This is a genomic window from Luteibacter sp. E-22 (assembly GCF_049913125.1).
GTDB lineage: Bacteria > Pseudomonadota > Gammaproteobacteria > Xanthomonadales > Rhodanobacteraceae > Luteibacter.
Map to the genome: position 1 here is coordinate 549,410 of NZ_CP183975.1, position 21,121 is coordinate 570,530.

Annotated in this window: 15 protein-coding genes; 11 read left to right on the forward strand and 4 right to left on the reverse strand. The window is 66.5% G+C overall.

The window, feature by feature from the left end; translation table 11 throughout:
• Positions 1-99 precede the first annotated feature (99 nt).
• Genes ACN9M2_RS02400 through ACN9M2_RS02425 form a run of 6 tightly spaced genes read left to right on the forward strand, consistent with a single transcriptional unit; the run spans position 100 to position 7,098 of the window.
• The gene (locus tag ACN9M2_RS02400; protein WP_426286587.1) at positions 100-1,092 is read left to right on the forward strand and encodes an AAA family ATPase; all 993 of its coding nucleotides are present in this window, start codon (positions 100-102) and stop codon (positions 1,090-1,092) included.
• Positions 1,089-2,009, forward strand: a complete 921-nt coding sequence (locus tag ACN9M2_RS02405) for a DUF58 domain-containing protein (protein WP_426286588.1) — start codon at positions 1,089-1,091, stop codon at positions 2,007-2,009. Before ACN9M2_RS02400 ends, ACN9M2_RS02405 begins: the two co-directional genes overlap by 4 nt.
• Positions 2,009-2,518, forward strand: coding sequence for a DUF4381 domain-containing protein (locus ACN9M2_RS02410; protein WP_426286589.1), 510 nt, complete (start codon positions 2,009-2,011; stop codon positions 2,516-2,518). The genes ACN9M2_RS02405 and ACN9M2_RS02410 overlap by 1 nt, the downstream gene beginning before the upstream one ends.
• On the forward strand, positions 2,511-3,494 hold the full coding sequence (locus ACN9M2_RS02415) for a VWA domain-containing protein (RefSeq protein ID WP_426287847.1): 984 nt from the start codon (positions 2,511-2,513) through the stop codon (positions 3,492-3,494). The genes ACN9M2_RS02410 and ACN9M2_RS02415 overlap by 8 nt, the downstream gene beginning before the upstream one ends.
• On the forward strand, positions 3,491-5,398 hold the full coding sequence (locus ACN9M2_RS02420) for a VWA domain-containing protein (protein ID WP_426286590.1): 1,908 nt from the start codon (positions 3,491-3,493) through the stop codon (positions 5,396-5,398). The genes ACN9M2_RS02415 and ACN9M2_RS02420 overlap by 4 nt, the downstream gene beginning before the upstream one ends.
• Positions 5,395-7,098 carry a BatD family protein gene (locus tag ACN9M2_RS02425; RefSeq protein WP_426286591.1) on the forward strand — a complete coding sequence of 568 codons (1,704 nt, stop codon included), beginning with the start codon at positions 5,395-5,397 and terminating at the stop codon, positions 7,096-7,098. Before ACN9M2_RS02420 ends, ACN9M2_RS02425 begins: the two co-directional genes overlap by 4 nt.
• Before the next feature lie 3 nt (positions 7,099-7,101).
• Here the strand turns inward: ACN9M2_RS02425 and ACN9M2_RS02430 are convergent, their stop codons facing one another.
• Positions 7,102-7,608: an O-acetyl-ADP-ribose deacetylase gene (locus tag ACN9M2_RS02430; protein WP_426286592.1), complete on the reverse strand. Its 507-nt coding sequence runs from the start codon at positions 7,606-7,608 to the stop codon at positions 7,102-7,104.
• A 79-nt stretch (positions 7,609-7,687) separates the two neighbouring features.
• Between ACN9M2_RS02430 and ACN9M2_RS02435 the strand changes: the two genes are divergently transcribed.
• From ACN9M2_RS02435 to ACN9M2_RS02445, 3 genes are all read left to right on the forward strand, one after another.
• Entirely contained in the window at positions 7,688-8,149 is a 462-nt protein-coding gene (locus ACN9M2_RS02435) for a MarR family winged helix-turn-helix transcriptional regulator (RefSeq protein ID WP_426287848.1), read from the forward strand.
• 122 nt (positions 8,150-8,271) lie between these two features.
• Positions 8,272-9,405 (forward strand): efflux RND transporter periplasmic adaptor subunit, encoded by a 1,134-nt coding sequence (locus ACN9M2_RS02440; RefSeq protein WP_426286593.1) that lies wholly within the window; start codon positions 8,272-8,274, stop codon positions 9,403-9,405.
• Between the two features lie 10 nt (positions 9,406-9,415).
• Positions 9,416-12,517, forward strand: a complete 3,102-nt coding sequence (locus ACN9M2_RS02445) for an efflux RND transporter permease subunit (RefSeq protein ID WP_426286594.1) — start codon at positions 9,416-9,418, stop codon at positions 12,515-12,517.
• A gap of 213 nt (positions 12,518-12,730) precedes the next feature.
• Here the strand turns inward: ACN9M2_RS02445 and ACN9M2_RS02450 are convergent, their stop codons facing one another.
• From ACN9M2_RS02450 to ACN9M2_RS02460, 3 genes are all read right to left on the reverse strand, one after another.
• A complete protein-coding gene (locus ACN9M2_RS02450) occupies positions 12,731-14,173 on the reverse strand; it encodes a M20/M25/M40 family metallo-hydrolase (protein WP_426286595.1) in 1,443 nt (480 codons plus the stop codon).
• Between the two features lie 78 nt (positions 14,174-14,251).
• Positions 14,252-15,619: an ATP-binding protein gene (locus ACN9M2_RS02455; RefSeq protein ID WP_426286596.1), complete on the reverse strand. Its 1,368-nt coding sequence runs from the start codon at positions 15,617-15,619 to the stop codon at positions 14,252-14,254.
• Positions 15,616-16,329 carry a response regulator gene (locus tag ACN9M2_RS02460; RefSeq protein WP_426286597.1) on the reverse strand — a complete coding sequence of 238 codons (714 nt, stop codon included), beginning with the start codon at positions 16,327-16,329 and terminating at the stop codon, positions 15,616-15,618. The genes ACN9M2_RS02455 and ACN9M2_RS02460 overlap by 4 nt, the downstream gene beginning before the upstream one ends.
• A gap of 149 nt (positions 16,330-16,478) precedes the next feature.
• Here ACN9M2_RS02460 and ACN9M2_RS02465 point away from each other — a divergent pair, with 149 nt between their 5' ends.
• Both ACN9M2_RS02465 and ACN9M2_RS02470 read left to right on the forward strand, forming a co-directional pair.
• Positions 16,479-17,471, forward strand: a complete 993-nt coding sequence (locus ACN9M2_RS02465) for a helix-turn-helix domain-containing protein (RefSeq protein WP_426286598.1) — start codon at positions 16,479-16,481, stop codon at positions 17,469-17,471.
• A gap of 186 nt (positions 17,472-17,657) precedes the next feature.
• Positions 17,658-20,657 (forward strand): TonB-dependent receptor, encoded by a 3,000-nt coding sequence (locus tag ACN9M2_RS02470; RefSeq protein WP_426287849.1) that lies wholly within the window; start codon positions 17,658-17,660, stop codon positions 20,655-20,657.
• Positions 20,658-21,121 lie beyond the last annotated feature (464 nt).

Genomic DNA, 21,121 nt, shown 5'->3' on the forward strand with positions numbered 1-21,121 from the left:
CACCGGCAGGGGCGCCCAAGGGGGCCCCTGCCGGTGGTTGGCTAAACTTCTCGCCGCGAGTGTGGTCTCATCAGCCATTCCGCGTTACGAGTTACCCAGATGACCTCATCGCTAACCGATGCAACGCCTCTTCAGGCGGCCTTCGTTCGTCTTCGCGAGGAACTGGCGCGTGGCATCATCGGCCAGCCCCACCTGGTCGAATGCCTGCTGATCGCCTTGCTGGCCGATGGCCACCTGCTGGTGGAGGGCGCGCCGGGCCTGGCCAAGACCACCGCGATCAAGGCCCTGGCGACGCGCGTGGAGGCCGATTTCCACCGCATCCAGTTCACCCCGGACCTGCTCCCCGCCGACCTGACCGGCACGGACATCTTCCGGCCGCAGACCGGTGGCTTCGAGTTCGAGCGGGGGCCGTTGTTCCACAACATCGTGCTCGCCGACGAAATCAACCGTGCGCCGGCAAAGGTGCAGTCCGCCCTGCTCGAGGCCATGGCCGAGCGGCAGATCACCATCGGCCGGCGCACCTGGCCGTTGCCCGACCTGTTCATGGTCATGGCCACGCAGAACCCGATCGAGCAGGAAGGCACCTTCGCCCTGCCGGAAGCCCAGCTCGACCGCTTCCTCATGCACGTGACGATCGGCTACCCGGATGCCGACGCCGAGCTGGCCATCCTCCGTCTTGCCCGCGAGCAGGCCCGGCAGGCCTTGCATCCGGTGCCACCGCCGTCGCACGTGCTGCGTCCCGCCGATGTGTTCGCCGCACGCGATGCGGTGCTGGACGTGCACATGGCCGAACCGCTGGAGCTGTACATCACCCAACTCGTGGTCGCTTCGCGCGAGGCCGGCAAATACGGCGCCGAACTGGCCCGCTGGATCGCCTGGGGCGCCAGCCCGCGAGCGACGATCGCACTCGACCGCTGTGCCCGCGCGCGGGCCTGGCTCGCTGGCCGCGACTACGTGGTACCGGACGACATCCACGCCATCGCGCACGAAGTGCTTCGCCATCGCGTGCTGCCGAGCTACGAAGCCGAAGCCGAGGGCGTTCGCATCGACGCCGTGATCGACCGCCTGCTGGACCTCGTCCCGTTGCCGTGAACGCGACCGCACCCATCGCCGATGGGCGCGTCCGAGTGTCGCTCCCGGAACTGATCGCCCTGCGCTCGCGCGTGGCACGCGCACCCGCGCCACCAGTGGTCTCGCGCGCGCAACGCAGTGGCCAGAAGCCTTCGCGGCTCCATGGGCGTGGCATGGATTACGCCGAATCCCGCGTCTACCAGGCCGGCGACGATGTGCGCCGCATGGATTGGCGACTGACGGCGCGCAGCGGCGTCGCCCATACGAAGCTTTTCCAGGAGGAACGCGAAGGGCGCTTGCTGATCCTGCTGGACACGAACGCGAGCATGCGTTTCGGAACGCGCACGCGCTTCAAGTCCGTGCAGGCGGCGCGCGTGGCGGCGATGGCCGCGTGGTACGCGGTGCGCGGCTCGGATCGCGTCGGCGTGCTCGCCTTCGGTGCCCAGCGCCAATTGCTGCGTCCCCAGGGCGGCGCGCGCGGGGCGCTCGCCGTGGCTGGCGCCATCGCCACCTGGGACGGCTTGCCGCCTGGTGGCGACGAGACCCTTTCCGCCGCGCTTCAGCGAGCCGGCAGGTTGATGCACGGTGCGTCGCGCGTGTTGTTGATCAGCGATGGTTTCGCGGTGGACGAGGCGGCACGCGGCCGGATGCTCGGCCTCGTGGCCAAGGCCGAGGTCGCCGTGCTGGCGGTGGCCGACCCTCTCGAACTCGGCGAGCCTCCCGCAGGCCGCTACCCGTTCGCTCATCGGGGCACGCATTACGATGTGGTCCTGCATGGAGACCGTCAACGCGCCGACTTCGCGCGCAGCCTGGGCGAGGGGAACCGCCGTTTGACGGAACTTTGTACGGGGTTGGGCCTGCGTCAGCGCACGCTGGATACGAGTGCCGATCCGCTCGACGCGGTCGTCGCCTTGCTCGGAACGGTGAGGGGTCGCTGATGCCGGACAACGGACCCGAATTGCGCGACATCCACGTGCCGCATGTGTCGATGTGGTGGCCCCTGGCGCCCGGCTGGTGGGTCGTCCTGGCGCTGCTCGCCGTGACGGTCGTGGCGCTGGCGATCTTCCTGCGCCGGCGTGCTGCGTGGCGCCGTCACGTCCAGGCATCCCTGGCGGATCTGCGTGACGCGCAGGCAAGGCATGCCCTCGATGGCGATACACCTGCGTTCGCCGCGGCGGCGAGCGAACTCGTCCGCCGCGTCGCCCGTACCCGTGACGCCCGGAGCGTGACGATGTCCGGGAAGGCCTGGCACGAAGCCCTGGCCACCATGGCGCCGAACCACGATGTCGCCGCCCTCGTCGCATTGGATGCCGCGAAGTACCGGCGCAACGTGGATATCGATGTCGCCGCCACGGCGCGCGATATCGAGGCGTGGGTACGTGCGGCCATGCGACGCCCGTCCGCGTTTCGGGCACGACACAAAGGGCGCCGGCATGTCGTTGCCTGAGTTCGCGTGGCCATGGCTGTTCCTCGCCCTGCCGCTGCCGTGGCTGCTGCGCCGCGTGTTGCGTCCGGTGAAGCCGGCGCAGGCATTGAACCTGCCACAGCCCGGCCTCGTACTCGTGCAGGCCTCGTTGACCAGGGCACCTTTCTCCGCGACGCTGTTCCTCGCGCTTGCGTGGATCTGCCTCGTCACCGCCGCGGCGAGGCCGCAACACCTCGGCCCGCCGGAGCCCCAGCGCCGGAGCGGTCGCGCCACCATGCTCGCGGTCGATCTCTCCGGCAGCATGTCGCTTGACGACATGCAACTCGCCGGCCGGATGGTCACGCGCTTCGCCGCGGTGGAGGCCATCGCGGGTGACTTCATCGACCGCCGGGCCGGCGACGAACTCGGCCTGATCCTGTTCGGCTCGCAGGCCTATCTCGTCACGCCACTTACCTACGACCTCGACGCCGTGCGTGCACAGCTGCACGGTGCGGTGGTGGGTTTGCCGGGACGCGAGACCGCCATCGGCGATGCGTTGGCGGTGGCGGTGAAGCGACTGGCCGACATGCCCGAGCAGGCGCGCGTGGTCGTGTTGCTTACCGACGGTGTCAACAACGCCGGCTCCATCGCGCCACGCGAGGCGGCTCGTGCCGCGAAGGCGGCGGGCGTACGTGTCTACACCATCGGCATCGGTGCGAACGCCATGCGCGTGCCGGATTTCTTCGGCAGTCGCGTGGTGAATCCATCCGCCGACCTGGATGTCGGCATGCTCACCGACATCGCCAACCAGACCGGCGGCCGTTTCTTCCGGGCCACCGATACCGACGAACTGGCCGACGCCTATCGTGCCATCGACGCACTGGAGCCCGTACCGCAACAGGGCGCGTCGCTTCGACCGCATGACGAACTGTTCCGCTGGCCGTTGCTCGCCGCGCTGGCGTTCTTCGCGCTCGCGGCCTTGCCGCGTTACGTGTCGGCCGGGAGGATGGCCACATGAGCCGCTGGCTGGCGGATTTCCACTTCATCGAGCCGCGCTGGCTGTGGTTGCTGGTGCTCGTTCCCGTCATTGCATGGTTCGTCGGGCGGCGCTCCGGCGAGGAACGCGTGTTGGCCCGTCTCGCCGATCCCGCGCTGCTGCCCTACCTGCTCGATGGCACGCCGTCGGCGTCGCGCGCACCGGTCGTCGCCTTCGTCACCGCCGCTTCGCTCGCCATCCTCGCGCTGGCGGGACCAGCGTGGGACAGGCAATCGCAGCCCTTGTTCGCCGAACGCGCGGCGCAGGTGGTCGTCGTCTCGATGTCGCCGCATATGTCATCGCGCGACGTGGTGCCCGACCGCTTGAGCCGTGCTCGTTACAAGGTGCGTGAACTCTACGCCGCCAACCGCGATGGCATGAACGCCCTGATCGCCTATACGGGCGAACCCTTCACGGTGGCGCCCCTGACGACGGACGCGCACAGCGTGGATGATTTGCTCACCGCGCTGGCACCGGACACCATGCCCGTGGAAGGTGACCATCCCGGAAAGGCGATCGATCAGGCGGCCGATCTGATCCGGCATGCCGACTTGCGGGGTGGCTCCATCGTGCTGGTGACCGATCGCGCCGATGCCGAGGCCCTCGCAGCCGCACGCCGTGCGCGTGCGGCAGGCGACAGGGTTTCCGTACTCGGCATCGGCACCACGCGCGGAGGTCCGATCGCCGCTCCCGATGGGGGATTCCTGAAGGACGAGCGCGGCGCCATCGTGATGGCCCCGCGTGACGATGCCTCGCTGGCAGCCGTCGCCGAGGCTGGCGGCGGGCGTTACCTGCCGGTGGCCGACGATGCGTCCGACGTGACCGCGCTTGCGGGCCTGTTGCAGGGCGACGGCGATGGCAAGCCAGTCGAAGGGGCCGCTTCCGGTCAGTGGCAGGATCGCGGACCGTGGTTATTGCTGCCCTTGTTGCCGATCGTGGCACTGGCGTTCCGTCGCGGATGGTTGCTGGTGCTCGCCTTGGCCGTGCTGCCGCTCTCGTCGCCTGCGCGTGCCGATGGTGTCGTCGACGCATTTCGTACGCGCGACCAGCAAGCCGCGCAAGCCCTGGCCCAGGGCGATGCGAAGCGCGCGCAGGCGCTGGCGCGGAATCCGGGGTTGCGTGGGGCGGCGGCCTATCGCGCGGGCGACTACGCGGCCGCCGAAGCGGCGCTCGTGCATGGCGCCGACAGCGATTCGCAATACAACCTCGGCAATGCGCTGGCGAAACAGCAGCGTTACCAGGATGCGCTCGCCGCGTATGACCGCGCTCTGAAGGCGAATCCGGGCAATGCGGATGCGATCGCCAATCGCAAGGCGGTGGCCGATTACCTGAAGCAGCAGCAACAGGACAAGCAACACGACCAGGACAAGAAGGGCGGTAAGGGACAACAGGACAAGAACCCGCAAGGCCAGTCCGGCGACAAGGACCAGCAACAAGGTCAGGATGACGGCAAGGACGGCCGCAGTGGTGAGAACGGCCAGCAGTCCGGCGCCGACGGCAAGGATGGCAGCGACCAGCAAGGCGCGAAAGACAAGGCCGGTGAAGGCGAGGGCGACGATCGCGGCAAGGACAGCGGCAAGGCGCAGGCGCCCCAGGGCGATGCGGCAACGAAGTCGCAAGCCGAGCAAGCACAGGCGAAGCAGGCCCAGGAAGCGCTCAAGCAGAAGATGGACGCCGCGCTGTCAGGCCAGAGTGACACAAAGGAGGGCAAGGACGGCGATCAAGCGCACGACCTTGGCGTGGTATCGGACAAGGATGCGTCGTCGAAATTGCCGCCCGACGTACAGCGTGCCCTGATGCGCGTGCCGGACGATCCCGGTGGCTTGTTACGGAGGAAGTTCATGCTCGAGTATCAACGGCGCCACGGCGCGGAGCCGGAAGAATGAAATCGCGTCGGCTCCTGTTGTGCATCCTGCTGGGTTGCTTCCCGCTGCTGGCGTGGGCGCAGGCCACGGCACCGGTGGCTTCGCTCGACCGTAACAAGATCGGTCTCGGCGAGACCGTGACATTGAACATCGAGATCGGCGACGCGACATCCGGCGCACCGGATCTTTCGCCGTTGACGCCGGACTTCGTCGTACTGGGCACGTCCACCAACCACTCGTTGAGCATCGTCAACGGTCGCCGGGAATCGCACACGATCCTCGGCATCGCCCTGCGTCCCCGTCGCGAGGGCCATCTCACCGTACCCTCACTGGCGATAGCGGGGCAGGGCACCCAGCCGTTGCCACTCGACGTGTCCGCGTCCAACGACGCCGGCAATGCCGCGGCGGATCGTCCCGTCGTGCTGGAAGGAAAAGCCGAGCCGTCGCAGGCGTATGTCGGACAGCAGATCGATTACACGCTGCGTCTTTACTTCGCCGTGAACCTCGCGGACGGCCAGTTGGGTGACCCGTCCGCCGAAGCTGCCGAAGTGCGCCGCATCGGACAGGATGCGAACTACCAGACCATGCGTGGCGGCCGGCGATTCAACGTCGTCGAGCGGCACTACGCGATCTTTCCCCAGCACGCGGGCACGCTGGAAATCCAGCCGCCGACGTTCCAGGGCACGGCGGTGGACCCGACGGACGCGAACTCCTTCTTCGGTGCCGGGGAACCCATCAACGCCGTGGCGGAACGCGCGCGCGTCGACGTACGCGCCCGGCCCGCATCGGCGGCCAGTGGCGCATGGATTCCGGCGCGCGAACTCAAGCTGTCGCTCGATGGCATGCCCGCCGATGGCAAGGGGCGCGTGGGCCAGCCGATCACGCTGAACATGCGCCTGGAAGCCACGGGCATTCCCTTCGAGGCCTTGCCCGCGCTCTCCCTGCCCAAGCTGGATGGCGCGGACGTTTATCCCGACAAGGCCGTGACCGGCGGTGGCAGCAGCGGCTCGTGGGTCACCGGGCGGCGCCAGCAAAGCTTTGCGGTGGTGCCGACGCGCGTCGGCACCCTGCATATCCCGGAGACGACGCTGCACTGGTGGAACGTCGTCTCCGACAAGGCCGAAGTGACGGTCGTGCCCGCGCAGGATATCGTCGTCGGCGCGGGCTCCGGCGCGGCAGCGCCCGTGGCGGCGGCTCCATCCCAGGAAGGTCGTGCATCGGCACCGGCGCAGGCATCGACGACGGGCGTGGCGTCATCGCCGGTTGCCAGCACCGGCATGCCCTGGCGCTGGCTCTTCATCGCGGTGCTCGTGTTATGGCTGGTGACGCTCGCCGCATGGTTCGTGCTCGGCCGTCGTCGTCGGAGTACACCGTCGACCGGCGCGTCCCCGAGTCCCGGCATTCCGTCCATGACCCGTGAACGCCCCGCGCAGGCGTATTTCCTCGAGATCGCGGCGGGCGACGACCTCGCCGCCACGGAACGGGCCCTGCTGCAATGGGCACGCATCGTGCGGCCCTCCGTCCGCACGCTGGGCGAGCTTTCCGTGGCGCTGCGCGAGGGCGTGCAAAGGGACGCGATCACGGCATTGCAGCGCGCACGCTTCGCCGGGGGCGAGCGGCCGTCCGGCCCGTTACGCGACGCCTTCGCGAAGGGATTCGACTGGCTGGAGCCGCCTGCCGTGAACGGTGGCGATGGGCTTCCGCCACTCTATCCTCGCTAGGAACTACAGCAGCGCCGCGTATGCCCGGGTCATCGCATCGCCGAAGGTGCAGAAGACCACCCGCTCTGGAACCCATCCGGCGGTGCGCAAGGCGTCGGTGGCCACGTTGGCGGCAGCGCTGGCGGGATAGCCGTAGATCCCCGCGCTGATGGCCGGGAAGGCGATCGATTCCACGCCGTGCTCGCGGGCGAGCTTGAGGCAATTCGCATAGCATGCCGCCAGGAGGTCCGCCTCTCCATGCTCGCCACCCCGCCAGACCGGCCCGGCCGTATGGATCACGAAGCGCGCTGGCAGGGCGAATCCGGGGGTGATCCTGGCTTCCCCCGTCGGGCAGCGAACGCCGGGGCGGACTTCGGGGATGGCCCTGCAGGCAGCCAGCAAGGCCGGTCCGGCGGCTCGGTGGATGGCGCCGTCCACCCCGCCGCCGCCCAGCAGGGACTCGTTCGCCGCGTTCACGATGGCATCCACCGCCAGCGTGGTGATATCCGCCTGGATCACCTCGAAAGCCATGGAGTTTTCTCCTTGTGACGGCTCGCCAGCATTTAGTTACGATGACAACCTGTCAGTTCTATTAATGCAGCCGAAGGTTATGGCCGACCAGCTCAAAGTTGAAGACATCTCGTTCGCCTACCTCATCAACGACGTGACCTTGCTCTTCCGCAAGCACTTCGATCGGCGAGCGGTGCGCTTCGGCCTGACCCGCGCTCAATGGCGGGCCCTCAAGGCCCTGCATCGCCGCCCTGGCATGCGCCAGAACGAGCTGGCCGAACAGCTGGATATGGAGCCGATCGCGGTGGGCCGGGTCATCGACCGTCTCCAGGCCGCCGGCTTCGTCGAACGCCGGGCCGATCCCAAGGATCGCCGGGCCTGGCGGCTGCACGACACCGAGCAGGCACGGGGTGTCATAGACGACATGGAAGATATCGCTCGCGGCCTGCGCCGCGATGCCACCCAGGGGATTTCCACCGCCGACCTGCAGACCATGCTGGCGGTACTGGACCGCATGAAGGAAAACCTGCAAGGGCTCGACGGGCCGGTCGAAGAAAGCTGAGCCCCCCAGGTCAACCGGCCGACAACCATGTGCGTTAGCTTTTACGGATATCCGTCCTAAAACCAACGACCGCGTTCCCCAGCGCGGCGACCGACCCCTCCAGGGATTCGGCCGGAGCCCAGATGCAGCGATCCCCAGGGAAGAAACTCCTCCTCGTCGTCGGCCTCGTGGCTGTCGTGGCCATTGGTGTCGGCTTCTGGCGTCACGAGGCCGGGAGCAAGGATGTGCCCAAGGCCGGGGCGTCCGCTCCCGCCGGGGTTCCGGTCGCCACGGCCGTGGCCACGCGGGGCGAGATCGACCTGTCCTTGAAGGTGATCGGCCGTGCCGAAGCCTATTCAACGGTGAACGTGCGCTCCCGGGTCAACGGACAGCTGGAATCGCTGGCGTTCACACCGGGCACCCACGTGAAGAAGGGTGACCTGCTGGCTCGCGTGGACCAGCGGCCGTTGAAGGCGGCCTACGACGAAGCCCAGGGCAATGTCGCCCGTGACCAGGCGCAGTTGGTGAAGGCCGAGGCGGACCTGGAGCGTTACCAGAACATGCTCGGCAAGGGCTTCGTCAGCCGCGCCGACTACGACCTGTACAAGGCAAACCTGGGCGTGGCGCGAGCCGCGCTGGAAAGCGACCGTGCCGCGGCCCGCGCCGCGCAGACCCAACTGGAATTCACCACCATCGTCGCACCGTTCGATGGCGTGACCGGCGCGCCGCTCGCTTATCCCGGCGCCACGCTGAGCGCCGACACCACCGATATCGTGGTGTTGAACCAGGTCGACCCTATCCGCGTGGCCTTCGCCATTCCCGAGGACAGCCTCGCCGCCGTGCGCAACAGCCTGCGTCGCGGCCCGCTGCCCGTGCATGCGAAAATTCCCGGCGACGACGGCGAAGCGCTGACGGGCGAGCTGGAATTCATCGACAACGCGGTGGACGTCACCACGGGCACGATCATCCTGAAGGGCCGCTTCGCGAACGCGGATGGGCGGCTCACGTCCGGTCAGTTCGCCGAGGTGACGCTGCCGACCACGCGCCTGACCGGTGCGATCAGCATCCCCGTGGTGGCGTTGCAGAGTTCGACGGCGGGCACCTTCGTCTTCGTGGTGAAACCGGACCACACGGTGGAGCAACGCACGATCGTCACCGGCGCGACCAGTGCGGATCGCGTGGTCGTCGACAAGGGCCTGCAGGCGGGCGAACGCGTCGTCACCGAAGGCCAGATGCTGCTCGTCGACGGCGCCCGCGTGCGCGTCGACAAGGGCTGAGGAGGATGCCATGAACCTGCCGGAACTCTGCATCCGCCGGCCCGTGATGACCACCTTGCTGATGGCCGCGCTGGTCATCTTCGGCATCGCGGCCTATCCCAGGCTGCCGGTCAATGAACTGCCCAACGTCGACTTCCCGACGATCAACATCAGTGCCAGCCTTCCGGGCGCCTCACCCGAGACGATGGCCTCGTCCGTGGCGACGCCGCTCGAAGCACAACTGTCCACCGTCGCCGGCATCGATTCGATGACCTCGTCCAGCTCGCTGGGCTCGACCACGATCACGGTCACTTTCGCGCTCGATCGCAGCATCGACGGCGCGGCGCAGGACGTGCAGGCGGCCATTTCCGCCGCGCAGCGCCAGCTGCCGCAGGACATGCCCACCCCGCCGACGTATCGCAAGGTGAATCCGGCCGATGCGCCGATCCTGTTCCTCACCATGCAGTCCTCCACGCTGCCGTTGTCCACGGTGGACGACTACGCCGAGACGGAGCTGGCCCAGCGCCTGTCGATGGTCGACGGCGTGGCCCAGGTCAACGTGTACGGCTCGCAGAAGTACGCCGTGCGTATCGCGGTGGACCCGGACCGGCTTGCCGCCACGGGCATCGGCATCGATCGGATGCGCGAGGCGATCGCCGCGGCCAACGTGAACAAGGCCACGGGATCGCTCAACGGCAAGCGGCAGTTGCTGTCGATCCGTTCGGACGGCCAGCTGATGCGTGCCGCCGACTATGGCCAGGTGGTGGTCGCTTATCGCAACGGCGCGCCCGTGCGCCTTTCCGACATCGCGGTGCCGCGCGACAGCGTGCAGGACGACCAGAAGGCCAGCTGGTTCAACGGCAATCGTTCGATCACCCTGGCGATCCAGCGGCAGCCCGGTGCGAACACGGTCGAGACGGTCGACAAGATCCTGGCCCTGCTGCCCGGCTTCACCGATACCTTGCCGCCGTCGGTGAAATTGAGCGTCATGTACGACCGCTCCGAATCCATCCGCGACTCGGTGCACGACGTGCAGTTCACCCTCGTGCTCGCGGGTGTCCTCGTGGTGCTGGTGATCTACCTGTTCCTGGGCAACGCCTCCGCCACGCTGATTCCGGCCGTGGCGCTGCCCATCTCGGTGCTCGGCACTTTCGGCGCGATGTTCGCGCTCGGCTACAGCCTCGACAATCTTTCCTTGCTGGCACTCACGCTCGCGGTCGGTTTCGTGGTGGACGACGCGATCGTGATGCTGGAGAACATCATGCGTCATATCGAACAGGGCGAAGCGCCTTTCGATGCCGCCGTGAAAGGTGCCAACGAGATCGGCTTCACGATCTTCTCGATGACGCTATCGCTGGTCGCCGTGTTCATCCCGGTGATGTTCATGGGCGGCATCGTGGGCCGCCTGTTCCATGAGTTCGCCGTGGTGATCAGCGTGTCGATCCTGATCTCCGGTTTCGTCTCCATCACCCTCACGCCCATGCTGTGCAGCCGATTCGTCAAGGCGCACGACCATGCGAAGCGAAGCTTCATCGTGGTCTGGTTCGACCGTGGGTTCTCGTCGGTGACCACCGGTTACACGCGTTCGCTGGCCTGGTGCATGAACCATCCGCGCACGGTGGTGGGCGTGTTCGCGCTCAGTCTCGTCGCTACCGCGCTGCTCTTCGTGATCACCCCCAAGGACTTCATCCCCGCCGGGGACAGCGGCCAGCTGCGTGTCACGACCGAAGGCCCGACCGACATTTCCTTTGCCGCGATGTCCGCGCGCCAGAAGACGCTTGCCGGCATCGCGATGGCAGATCCGAATATCGAGGCGGCCATGTCCAGCGTCGGTGCGGGCGGCCCCCGTTCCACGGTGAATTCGGGATCGATGCTCCTGCGCCTGAAGGATGCGAGTGAGCGCGACGGGACGACGCCGGACGAGATCATCCAGCAGCTCAGGCACAAGTTCGCCGAGGTGCCGGGCATCCGCACTTATATCCAGAATCCTCCGGCGATCCAGATCGGCGGCCGCCAGTCCAAGGCGCAATACCAGTACACGGTGCAGTCGACCGACCTGCATGCGCTGTACGCCTGGTCGGGCAAGCTCGTCGCGGCGTTCCAGAAACTGCCCGGCTTCCAGGATGTCACCACCGACCTCGATCTCAACAGCCCCTCGATGGTGGTGACGGTCAATCGCGACAAGCTCGCGCCGCTGGGCCTTACGATGGACCAGGTGCAGACGGCGCTGGGCACCGCGTTCGGCGAGAACCAGATATCCACGATCTACGGAGCCGCCACGCAATACTGGGTGATTCTGCAGGTCGAGCGGAGCATGCAGGACGACCCGGCCGTGTTGTCGAGGCTCTACGTCACCTCGGACAGCGGCAAGCTCATACCGCTCAACACCGTGGCGCGCTTCGAGCGCAAGCCGCAGGTGCTGACGGTGAACCACCAGGGGCAGCTGCCGGCCGTCACGGTGTCGTTCAACCTCGCCCCGGGCGTGTCGCTGAGCGACGCGGTGGCGAGCATCGATCGCGCGACCACGGAGATGAAACTGCCGCCGACCCTGAGCGGCAGCGTGCAGGGCACGGCGCAGGCGTTCCAGGATTCGGTCAAGGGCATGGGCCTGCTCCTGCTGCTGGCCGTGTTCGTGATCTACCTCGTGCTCGGCATCCTCTACGAGAGTTTCATCCACCCTCTCACGATCCTGTCGGGCCTGCCGGCCGCGGCGGTCGGCGCGCTGCTGACGCTGGTGATCTTCAACGCCTCGCTCGACCTGTTCGCCTTCGTCGGCATCATCATGCTGGTGGGCATCGTGAAGAAGAACGCGATCATGATGATCGACTTCGCCCTGGAGCGTCAGCGCGAGGGAGGCGCCACGCCGTTCGATGCGATCTACGAGGCCTGCCGCGTGCGTTTCCGACCGATCATGATGACCACGATGGCGGCCTTCGCCGGTACGCTGCCGATCGCGCTCGGCATCGGCGCGGGCGCGGAAACGCGCCGCCCGCTGGGCCTGGCGGTGGTGGGCGGCCTGGTGGTGTCGCAGATCCTGACGCTTTACCTCACGCCGGTGATCTACCTCTACATGAATCGCCTGCAGGACCGCCTGGCCCCGGCGAAGAAACTCGAAGCCCGGCCGGCGCACTGAGAAGCCGCGGGAGCCCATTGGAGGCCGTCCCCGCGGTTGGAAAGCCACTTCTGGTGGGTCAGCCTGCCTGGTGGGAGCCGCTTCAGCGGCGATGGGGGCTTGCCTAACCCGGCCCGCTGCCGCGGGATCGCCGCTGAAGCGGCTCCCACAGGAGGAAGAAGGCTCCGTGGGAAGACCGCTCCCACAAGGGAAGCGGCCCCCACGGGACCTGGATCAGTCGTGCGCGCCGTCCTTCGCGAAGGCGCCCGGGGCCGAACCGAAATCGCCATTCGCCTGTGCCGCCATGTATGCGAACGTCGCGTACACCGCCACGTTCTGTGCCAGCGCCTTCGGATCGATCTTGTCGAGGGTGTCGTTGGCGTTGTGGTGGTAGTCGAAGTAGTCCGTGCCATCCTGCGTGAGCGATAGCGCAGCCATGCCCTTGGCGTGCATCTGCGAGAGGTCGGAGCCACCGCCGCCCGGCTTGCTCGCATCGTAGGCCACGCCGATCGGCTCGATCACCTTGGCGATCTGCTCGATGGCGCCGCGCGCTTCCGGCTTGACGCTGGCGGTCATGCGCCAGATGCGTCCCGCACCGAAGTCGGACTCGGTGCCGAGCTGGAATTTCGAGACTTCCTTCGCATGCGCCTCGGCGTAGGCGCGGCCGCCCCACAGGCCCATTTCCTCATTGGCGAAGGCGATCACACGGATCGTGCGGTCCGGACGTTGCGGCATGTCCTTGATCAGTTTCGCCGCGGCGGCGGCGATCGCCACGCCCGCGCCATCGTCGATGGCGCCGGTGCCGAGATCCCAGGAATCGAGGTGGCCGCCGATCGCGACGACCTGGTCCGGATGTTTGCGGCCGGTCACTTCGGCGATGACGTTGGCGCCTTCATACGTGCCCGCGAAGCCGACATCCAGATCGAGCTTCAGGGTTACCGGCTTGCCTTCCTTGAGCACGCGTTCGAGCTGGTCCGCGTCGGGCAGCGACAAGGCGGCGGCCGGAATCGCTTCCTTGGGGTCCTGGAAGCCGGTGACGCCCGTGTGCGGGGTGCGGCTGTGCGGATCGGTCCCGGCCGAGCGCAACAGAAAGGCGGCGGCGCCCATCTTCGCCGCGAGCACCGGGCCACCGGTGCGCGTGGCCGAGCCCATGCGGTAGTCGTGGCCGTCCTTCTGCTGCTGCATGTGCGTCGAAACGTAGACGATCTTGCCCTTGACCGTCGCGGGGTCGGCCTTCTTGAAGGCGTCCAGGTCGTCGAAGCCGACGACTTCCGCGGTAAGACCGCCTTTCGGCGTGCCGGCCGAATAACCCAGCGCCGTGAGCAACAGCGGCTGCGGGAACGGAGCGACGATTTCGGCGTGCTCGCTACGGCGCTGCCACAACGGGTAGCTGACTTTCTCCGTATAGACCTTGTCGAAGCCCATCGCCTTGAATTTTGCCACCGTCCAGGCCACGGCACGGGCATCGGCGGCGCTGCCCGCGACGCGTGCACCTACTTCCGTGGTCAGCCCGGAGACGAATTCGTAGCCGGTGTTGTCGTTCATGGCGCGGTCGCGCAGCGCGGTGGCGGCGGCGACGGCCTGCTCGGAAATCGTGGTGGCCTTGTCGGCGGCGTGCGCGGAGAAGGCGAGTGCGAGGCACGCGGCGAGCGCGTGGAGGCGGAACGTATGACGCATGAGTGACCCCCGGGGACGGAAAGGTCGATTATGGCCCCGCGACGGGGTTTCCCGGCCTAGGTAGGAAGTCATGCATGGTCAGGCGGCGGCGGACCCTTCGACCGGCAATGTCACCACGACGCGGAGTCCCCCTTCCTTGCGGTTGCGCAGGGCCACGATGCCCCCGTGGTCCAGGACGATCGCCCGCACGGTGGCCAGTCCCAGGCCGATGCCGCCGGTATCGCGATTGCGCGACGCCTCCAGGCGGAAGAACGGCGTGAACACATGTTGCTGCATCGCCTCGGGAATCCCGGGGCCGTCGTCGTCCACTTCCAGGACGCAGTCGTCGCCGCTGGTGCGCAGGCGCAGCCGGACCCGGTGGCCATACTTGAGACCGTTCTCCACGAGGTTCACGACCGCTCGACGCAGGGCGACCGGATCGCCTTGCAGGGTAATCGCGGAACCCGATTGCACGCTCACCTCGTGGCCGACATCCACCAGGTCGTCCGCCACGCTCTCCACCAGCAGGCGGAAGTCCAACGGCTGCCGCTGCACGCACAGCGAGCGGTCACGGATGAAGTCCAGGGCGGCGGAGATCATCGCCTTCATCTCCTGGATATCGGCGTCGACCTTTTCTCCCAGTGGGCTCGGCAGACCGTCGAGCCGGAACGACAGCCGGGTGAGCGGCGTGCGCAGGTCATGGGCGATCGCGGCGATCATGTGCGTGCGTTCCTGCAGGAGACGGTTCACCCGGGCCTGCATCGCATTGAACGCGTCGACTGCCTTGCGCATCTCCGGCGGCCCTTCGCGGGGTACCGGTGGTGCGTGGGTATCGGCGCCGAGCCGCTGCGCGGCTTCCGCGAAACGGTCGATCGGCGCGGCGAGGGCACGGGCGAACAGCCAGGCCACCGGCAGCAGTGCAAGGGCGCCCAGGCCGAACAGCCACAGCAACTCCTGCTGCAACATGTCCGGAAAGGCCTCGCGCGGCACGGATACCACGCGCCACTGGCCGTCGTCCTGTCGCAGCCCGATCACTGATCCCGCCCCCAGCGCAGCATGCATGGGCCCCTGGCGGCGTTCGATGACACTGGCGACGGCATAGACGCGCAACTTGTCCGTAGGCTGGAGAAGCAGGTCGGACAGTCGCGTGGTCAGATGGGCCGAGAGGGTGGCGTCGAATTTCGCGGGCGGGGCGGGCGGATCGGCCTGGGTGGCGATGTCGAGGTCGATGCCACCGGGCGGCCCCGCCTCGTCACGCGCGGGCCCTTCATGATCGAACGGGCGCATGGCGAATGGCGGCATATCCGGCTGCAACGTGGCCACCACGTCGAACAGGCTCGCCATCGGCGGCGGTGTCGGCGGGCGCACGACCAGCACGGCGAGCCCGATCGCGATGGAGAGCAACAGGGCGCAGACCGTCATCAGGAAGCTGCGGGCGAAGATCGACAGGCGCGAAAGCGCGATCACAGGCGTGAGACTCTCGGCAGCAGCATGTAGCCCTCGTTGCGGACGGTACGGATCATCTCTTCCTGCGCGCGGTCGTTGAGCTTGCGACGGAGCCGGCTTATCTGCGTGTCGATAGCGCGGTCGTACACCTCCGCCCGGCCGCCATGGACCAGGTCGAGCAGCTGGTCGCGGCTGAGGATGCGTTGCGGATGCTCGACGAAAGCGCGCAACAGCGAGAACTCCCCGTCGGAAAGATTGATGAAGATGCCAGTGGGATCGCGCAGGTCGCGCCGCGTCACGTCAAGCCGCCAACCGGCGAAGCCGTAGGGCCTCGCATCCTCGGTCTTGACCGGCTCCACGCTACCCGAGCGGCGCAGCACGGCGCGTACCCGGGCAAGCAGTTCGCGCGGATTGCAGGGCTTGGCCAGGTAATCGTCCGCGCCTACCTCCAGGCCGATGATCCGGTCGGTATCGCTGCCCAGCGCGCTCAGGATGATCACCGGTGGGCCGTTGCTCGCCACCAACCGGCGCGCCGCGCTCAGTCCGTCCTCGCCGGGCATCATCACATCGAGCACGACCAGGTCCGGCCGCTCGCGTTCGATCGCCGCGTTCATCTGGGCAGCGTTCTCGGCCGCCTGCACGCGGTACCCGTGACCACCCAGGAAGGTGGTGATCAGGTCGCGCAGGTCGGGGTCGTCGTCGACGACGAGGATGAACGACTTCAGGTCCATGGGCATCCGTGGCTAGATACCAGATCAGTCTATGCGCCGTGTGCCAGTCCGGCAAAAGAACCGACACAAAGCTGACACACAAGGACAACCGGCGGTGACGCCGGCTCGGTAGCTTGAGCGAGCCGTATCGCGTATTCCGGAGTCGTGTCTTGTTTTCCAATCAGTGCGTGTCCCAGCCCCCGGGGGATCTCGATGCCGGGGTGAACCGTGCCAACGCACGGCGGTTCTGGCAGGGATTCGCTGAAGGGACGGCCCGGCACGCCATCGCCGCGAGCACGCTGGTCGACGGTTATGCGGGCGAGCGGCTGCGCCTGGGCACGTTCCGGCACATGCCACACGTGCTGACCGACGAGGCGCTGCCACGCGAACATCGCCAGGCCGTGCTGCTCACCCTGCAGCTCAATGGCCGCGCCCAGGTCGAACAGCATGACCGGCGCAGCGAGATCGAACCAGGCGATTTCTGCCTGATCGACCTTTCACGGCCTTTCCGGCTCGAAATCGATCGTTCCACGGTGCAGACGGTGCATCTCCCCCTGGCCGTCCTGCGCGAGGCGGTGCCACGCCTGGACGAGGTCTCGGCGGTCGGCCTGCATGGGCACCTCGGTTCGGTAGGCTACCTGCGCGTGCTGTACCAGGAGATGTTCGCGCATCCCTCCGGGCTCACAGAAGCAGTGGCCGACCGGCTCGCCGACGCCATACCGCACATGCTCGCCGCCGCCCTCGAATCCATGGACGTGGCCGCCGCCGCGCCCTCGCGGCTGCGCCAGTACCACAAGCGACAAGTGCGCCTGTTCGCCCGCGAGCATCTGTCCGATCCCGCGCTGTGCGTGGAAATGATCGCCAAGGGCGTGGGCCTTTCCCCAAGTCATCTGTTCGAATTATTTTCCGAAGACGACATCACCCTGATGCGCTGGGTGCGCTTGGAGCGCCTCGCGCGCTGCCAGCGGGAACTTGCGGATCCCAGCCTGCGCCATCGCAGCATCGCCCAGATCGCACATGCCTGGGGATTCGGTGACATGACCCATTTCAGCCGTTGCTTTCGCGATCGTTTCGGCATGTCGCCCCGCGCCTATCGGCAAACCGCGATATCCGGAGCGCGGCCTATCGTTTCGCGCATGGACGTCCATACGTCCAACGAATGATCAAGTTAGGAAGCAGTTTCCGTCATATGCGGACGTCTTCTTAACACTAAATTGAGGTTGTGGCCTCGCTGCCACTTTTCACCACGTTATTCACGCGTCCATGGACCGGGTGGAGACGGCGCCTCGCCAAGGCGCCGGTCCGGGGCGCCGCGCATTCAATCTTCTGGGGAGCTTTCCGCTGTGCTGATGAACAAACTGCAATTGATGCGCCTGAGCCGGATCAGCTTTGCGCTGGGCCTGGCGATGACCGGCGCCGGCGCGTACGCGCAGTCCACGACCGGTAGCGTCTTCGGCCAGGCACCTGCCGCCGAGGGCGAGTCGGTCCAGGTGAAGAGCACGTCCGGCGTGACGCGCGAAGTCGCCGTCGGCGCGGACGGCCGCTACACGGTCGGTTCGCTGCCACTAGGCACCTATACGGTCTCGCTCTTGCAGGGCGGCAAAGTGGTGGACACACGCGATGACATCAGCCTGCGTGTCGGTTCCGGCACCGAGGTGTCCTTCGCGGCGGCATCCGGCGCGGACGCCACCAGCCTGAGTTCCGTAACGGTTTCGGCGAACGCCATGCCAGCCATCGACGTGAGCAGCGTCGACGCGCGCACGGTCATCACCTCGCAGCAGCTGGCCAAGCTCCCGCTGGCCCGCAGCGCCGAAGCGATCGCACTGCTCGCGCCCGGCGTCGTACCAGGCTACGGTGGCTTTACGGGCACCACCACCGGCGGTTCGCTGGTCTCCTTCAGTGGTTCGTCGGTCACCGAGAACGCGTATTACCTCAACGGATTCAATACGACGGACCCGCTCAGCGGTTTTGGCGGCATCAGCCTGCCGTACGGAGCGATCGACCAGCAGGAAATCCTCAGCGGTGGTTACGGGGCGGCGTACGGCCGTTCCGATGGCGGCGTCATCAGCCAGAGCGGAAAGCGCGGCACCAACGAATGGCATTTCGGTGCGCAGGTGCAGTGGACCCCGGCTTTCGCCAGCGGCGTGAGTCCCGGCTCCTACTACGTCTCCGGTTCCAAGGCCGACACCCTCTATCGCCGCTATTCCGACAACAAGTCGTGGCAGGCGACCCAGAGCGCCTACGTGGGTGGCCCGCTGATCAAGGACAAGCTGTTCTTCTTCGCCGCGGTGGAAGGGCAGAAACAGTCCGGTGACAGCGTGGGTTCGGTAACGTCGTCGTACGACACCAAGTACGAGTATCACGACCCGAAGTGGTACTCGAAGATCGATTGGAATATCAACGACAACAACATCCTCGAACTGACCGGTGCGTCGACGAAGACCTCCTACAAGGGCAATCTGTACAATTACGACTACGCCACGAACAGCACCAGCGACCTCAACAGCTTCGACACGTCGACCAAGAACAGCGCGTCGGTCTACGTCGCGAAGTTCACCAGTTACATCACCGACGACATCACGCTTACCGCGCTCTACGGCAAGCAGAAGATGACGTACTACAGCGAGACGCCCGGATACGATCCGACCCTCACATACATCAGCGGCTCGGAATTCCAGAATCCGGATATCACCGGCGGGAACTCGATCGTCAATTCCCAGACCGTGCTCACGGCCGCCGACCCGACACATCGCGCGACGAGCAACAACCTGCGCCTCGACCTCTCGTGGAAGCTGGGCGATCACACGATCACGGCCGGCATCGACAACCAGAACTCGCATGACATGGATGATGGCGAGACCGGTACGGCCTGGATCTACGGCTTCGGCGACGCCGGCACGCCCATCAGCGACAGCCCGTTCGTCGCCGCGCCCAACACGGGCGCCGGTGGCGAGAATGGCTACTACGTGTCCAAGTACCTCTACAGCACGTCGGCGTCCGTGCGCGTGAAGCAGCGCGCGCAATACATCGAGGATAGCTGGCAGGTCGATGACCGTTGGCTGGTGAAGATCGGCTTGCGCAACGATCAGTTCACCAACTACAACCCGGACGGCGACGCCTTCCTTCGCATGACCAAGCCCCAGTGGGCGCCCCGCCTCGGCTTCAGCTGGGACGTGAACGGCGATTCCACGCTCAAGGTGTACGGCAACGCGGGCCGGTACTACCTCGCCATGCCGGCGTCCGTGGCATTGCGCGCCGCCGCGGGCTCGCTGTATACCAACGAGTACTACACCTATACCGGCATCGACGGAAACGGCAATCCGACCGGCCTCACCCAGCTCGCATCCTCGACCGGCGGCGCGGTGTCGGCCAACAACGAATACGGCCAGGCACCGGATGCGAAGACGGTGGCCGCCAATGGCATCCAGTCCGAATACCAGGACGAGTACCTGCTCGGCTTCACCCAGCAGATCAACAAGGATTACGTCTGGGGCATGAAGGCGCAGGTACGTAAGCTGCGCAACATCCTCGACGATATCTGCGACACGAACACCATCGCCGCGAAGGCGCAGTCGCTCGGCTACGACATCGATCCGTCGACGCTCAACGGCTGCTACCTGTCGAACCCCGGCCGCAGCAACACGTACCGCATTCCCAATGGCTCGGGTGGTTATTACAACGTGAGCGTGTCGGCCGATGAGTTCGGCATGCCTTCCGCCAAACGCAACTACTACGGCCTGGAGACTTTCCTCGAGCATCCGTTCGACGGAACCTGGCAGGCGAAGGTCGACTATGTCTACTCGAAGAGCTATGGCAACTCGGAAGGCCAGGTGCGTTCGGACATCGGCCAGACCGATGTGTCGGCGACCGTCGACTGGGATTTCGGCAAGCTCATGGAGAACTCCAACGGCCTGCTCTCGAACGATCGCAAGCACCAGCTGAAGATATACGGTTCATGGCAGGCGGCGCCCGAATGGATGCTTTCGGCGAACATCGCCCTGATGTCGGGCACGCCCAAGACGTGCCTTGGCTACTACGGCGCTGACGAGAGCAACCCGGTGGGTTATGGAAGCTACTACCACTACTGTGACGGCGTGCCTTCCGCTCCGGGCGACGCCGGTCGCCAGCCCTGGCAGCACATCGTCTCGCTTTCGGCGGAATACCGTCCGAAGTGGGCCGATCAGAAACTTGGCTTCAATGTGATGGTCTATAACGCACTCAACGAGTCGGTCGCCACGGCCACCTACGTTCTCCATGGCAGCTCGACTTCCGTGAACACGAACTACGACAGGGTCACGTACTGGAGCACGCCGCGCTACGTGCGCTTCGGCATCAACTACGACTTCTGATCCTCGCCCGACCTTCGCATACCAACAATAAGCGCCCGAGCCTTCCCGGCTCTCCTCCCAGGGCGCAACGATCTCCCCGGATAGGCCGCCGATCTCCCAATCGGCGGCCTCTTTTTTGTAAGTGTTGGGATGAATCGGGCTCGCCTTCGGCATCGCATGCGTTGCGCCGAAAGAGCCGGCGAGTGCCGTCCTCGGGGCCACGCCTCCGGCGCCCCCTCAAGGAAGGGCCGCTGGCGCGGCCGTGTATCAATGGCCTGCGGCCGGGTCGTGAACCAGCCGGGGTTCTTCGACTCGACATCCTGTCTCGCGAAGAAGGCCAACCATCCATGGTTGGCCCCCTGCGGGCCTGATCCGTCTGGATCACTCGCCTGCGCTAACGGCCCCGAGGCCGGCACTCGCCGGCTCTCCCCGACGATGAGGTTTGTTGTGGGAGAGCGACTGCCGCGATCGGCGCCCATGACAAA

Bases quoted from the DNA above. Each gene is read 5' to 3' on its own strand.
- ACN9M2_RS02425 (WP_426286591.1), top strand. From the start codon at position 5,395: ATGAAATCGCGTCGGCTCCTGTTGTGCATCCTGCTGGGTTGCTTCCCG.
- ACN9M2_RS02460 (WP_426286597.1), bottom strand. From the start codon at position 16,329: ATGGACCTGAAGTCGTTCATCCTCGTCGTCGACGACGACCCCGACCTG.
- ACN9M2_RS02400 (WP_426286587.1), top strand. From the start codon at position 100: ATGACCTCATCGCTAACCGATGCAACGCCTCTTCAGGCGGCCTTCGTT.
- ACN9M2_RS02440 (WP_426286593.1), top strand. From the start codon at position 8,272: ATGCAGCGATCCCCAGGGAAGAAACTCCTCCTCGTCGTCGGCCTCGTG.
- ACN9M2_RS02450 (WP_426286595.1), bottom strand. From the start codon at position 14,173: ATGCGTCATACGTTCCGCCTCCACGCGCTCGCCGCGTGCCTCGCACTC.
- ACN9M2_RS02430 (WP_426286592.1), bottom strand. From the start codon at position 7,608: ATGGCTTTCGAGGTGATCCAGGCGGATATCACCACGCTGGCGGTGGAT.
- ACN9M2_RS02420 (WP_426286590.1), top strand. From the start codon at position 3,491: ATGAGCCGCTGGCTGGCGGATTTCCACTTCATCGAGCCGCGCTGGCTG.
- ACN9M2_RS02445 (WP_426286594.1), top strand. From the start codon at position 9,416: ATGAACCTGCCGGAACTCTGCATCCGCCGGCCCGTGATGACCACCTTG.
- ACN9M2_RS02435 (WP_426287848.1), top strand. From the start codon at position 7,688: ATGGCCGACCAGCTCAAAGTTGAAGACATCTCGTTCGCCTACCTCATC.
- ACN9M2_RS02470 (WP_426287849.1), top strand. From the start codon at position 17,658: ATGAACAAACTGCAATTGATGCGCCTGAGCCGGATCAGCTTTGCGCTG.
- ACN9M2_RS02410 (WP_426286589.1), top strand. From the start codon at position 2,009: ATGCCGGACAACGGACCCGAATTGCGCGACATCCACGTGCCGCATGTG.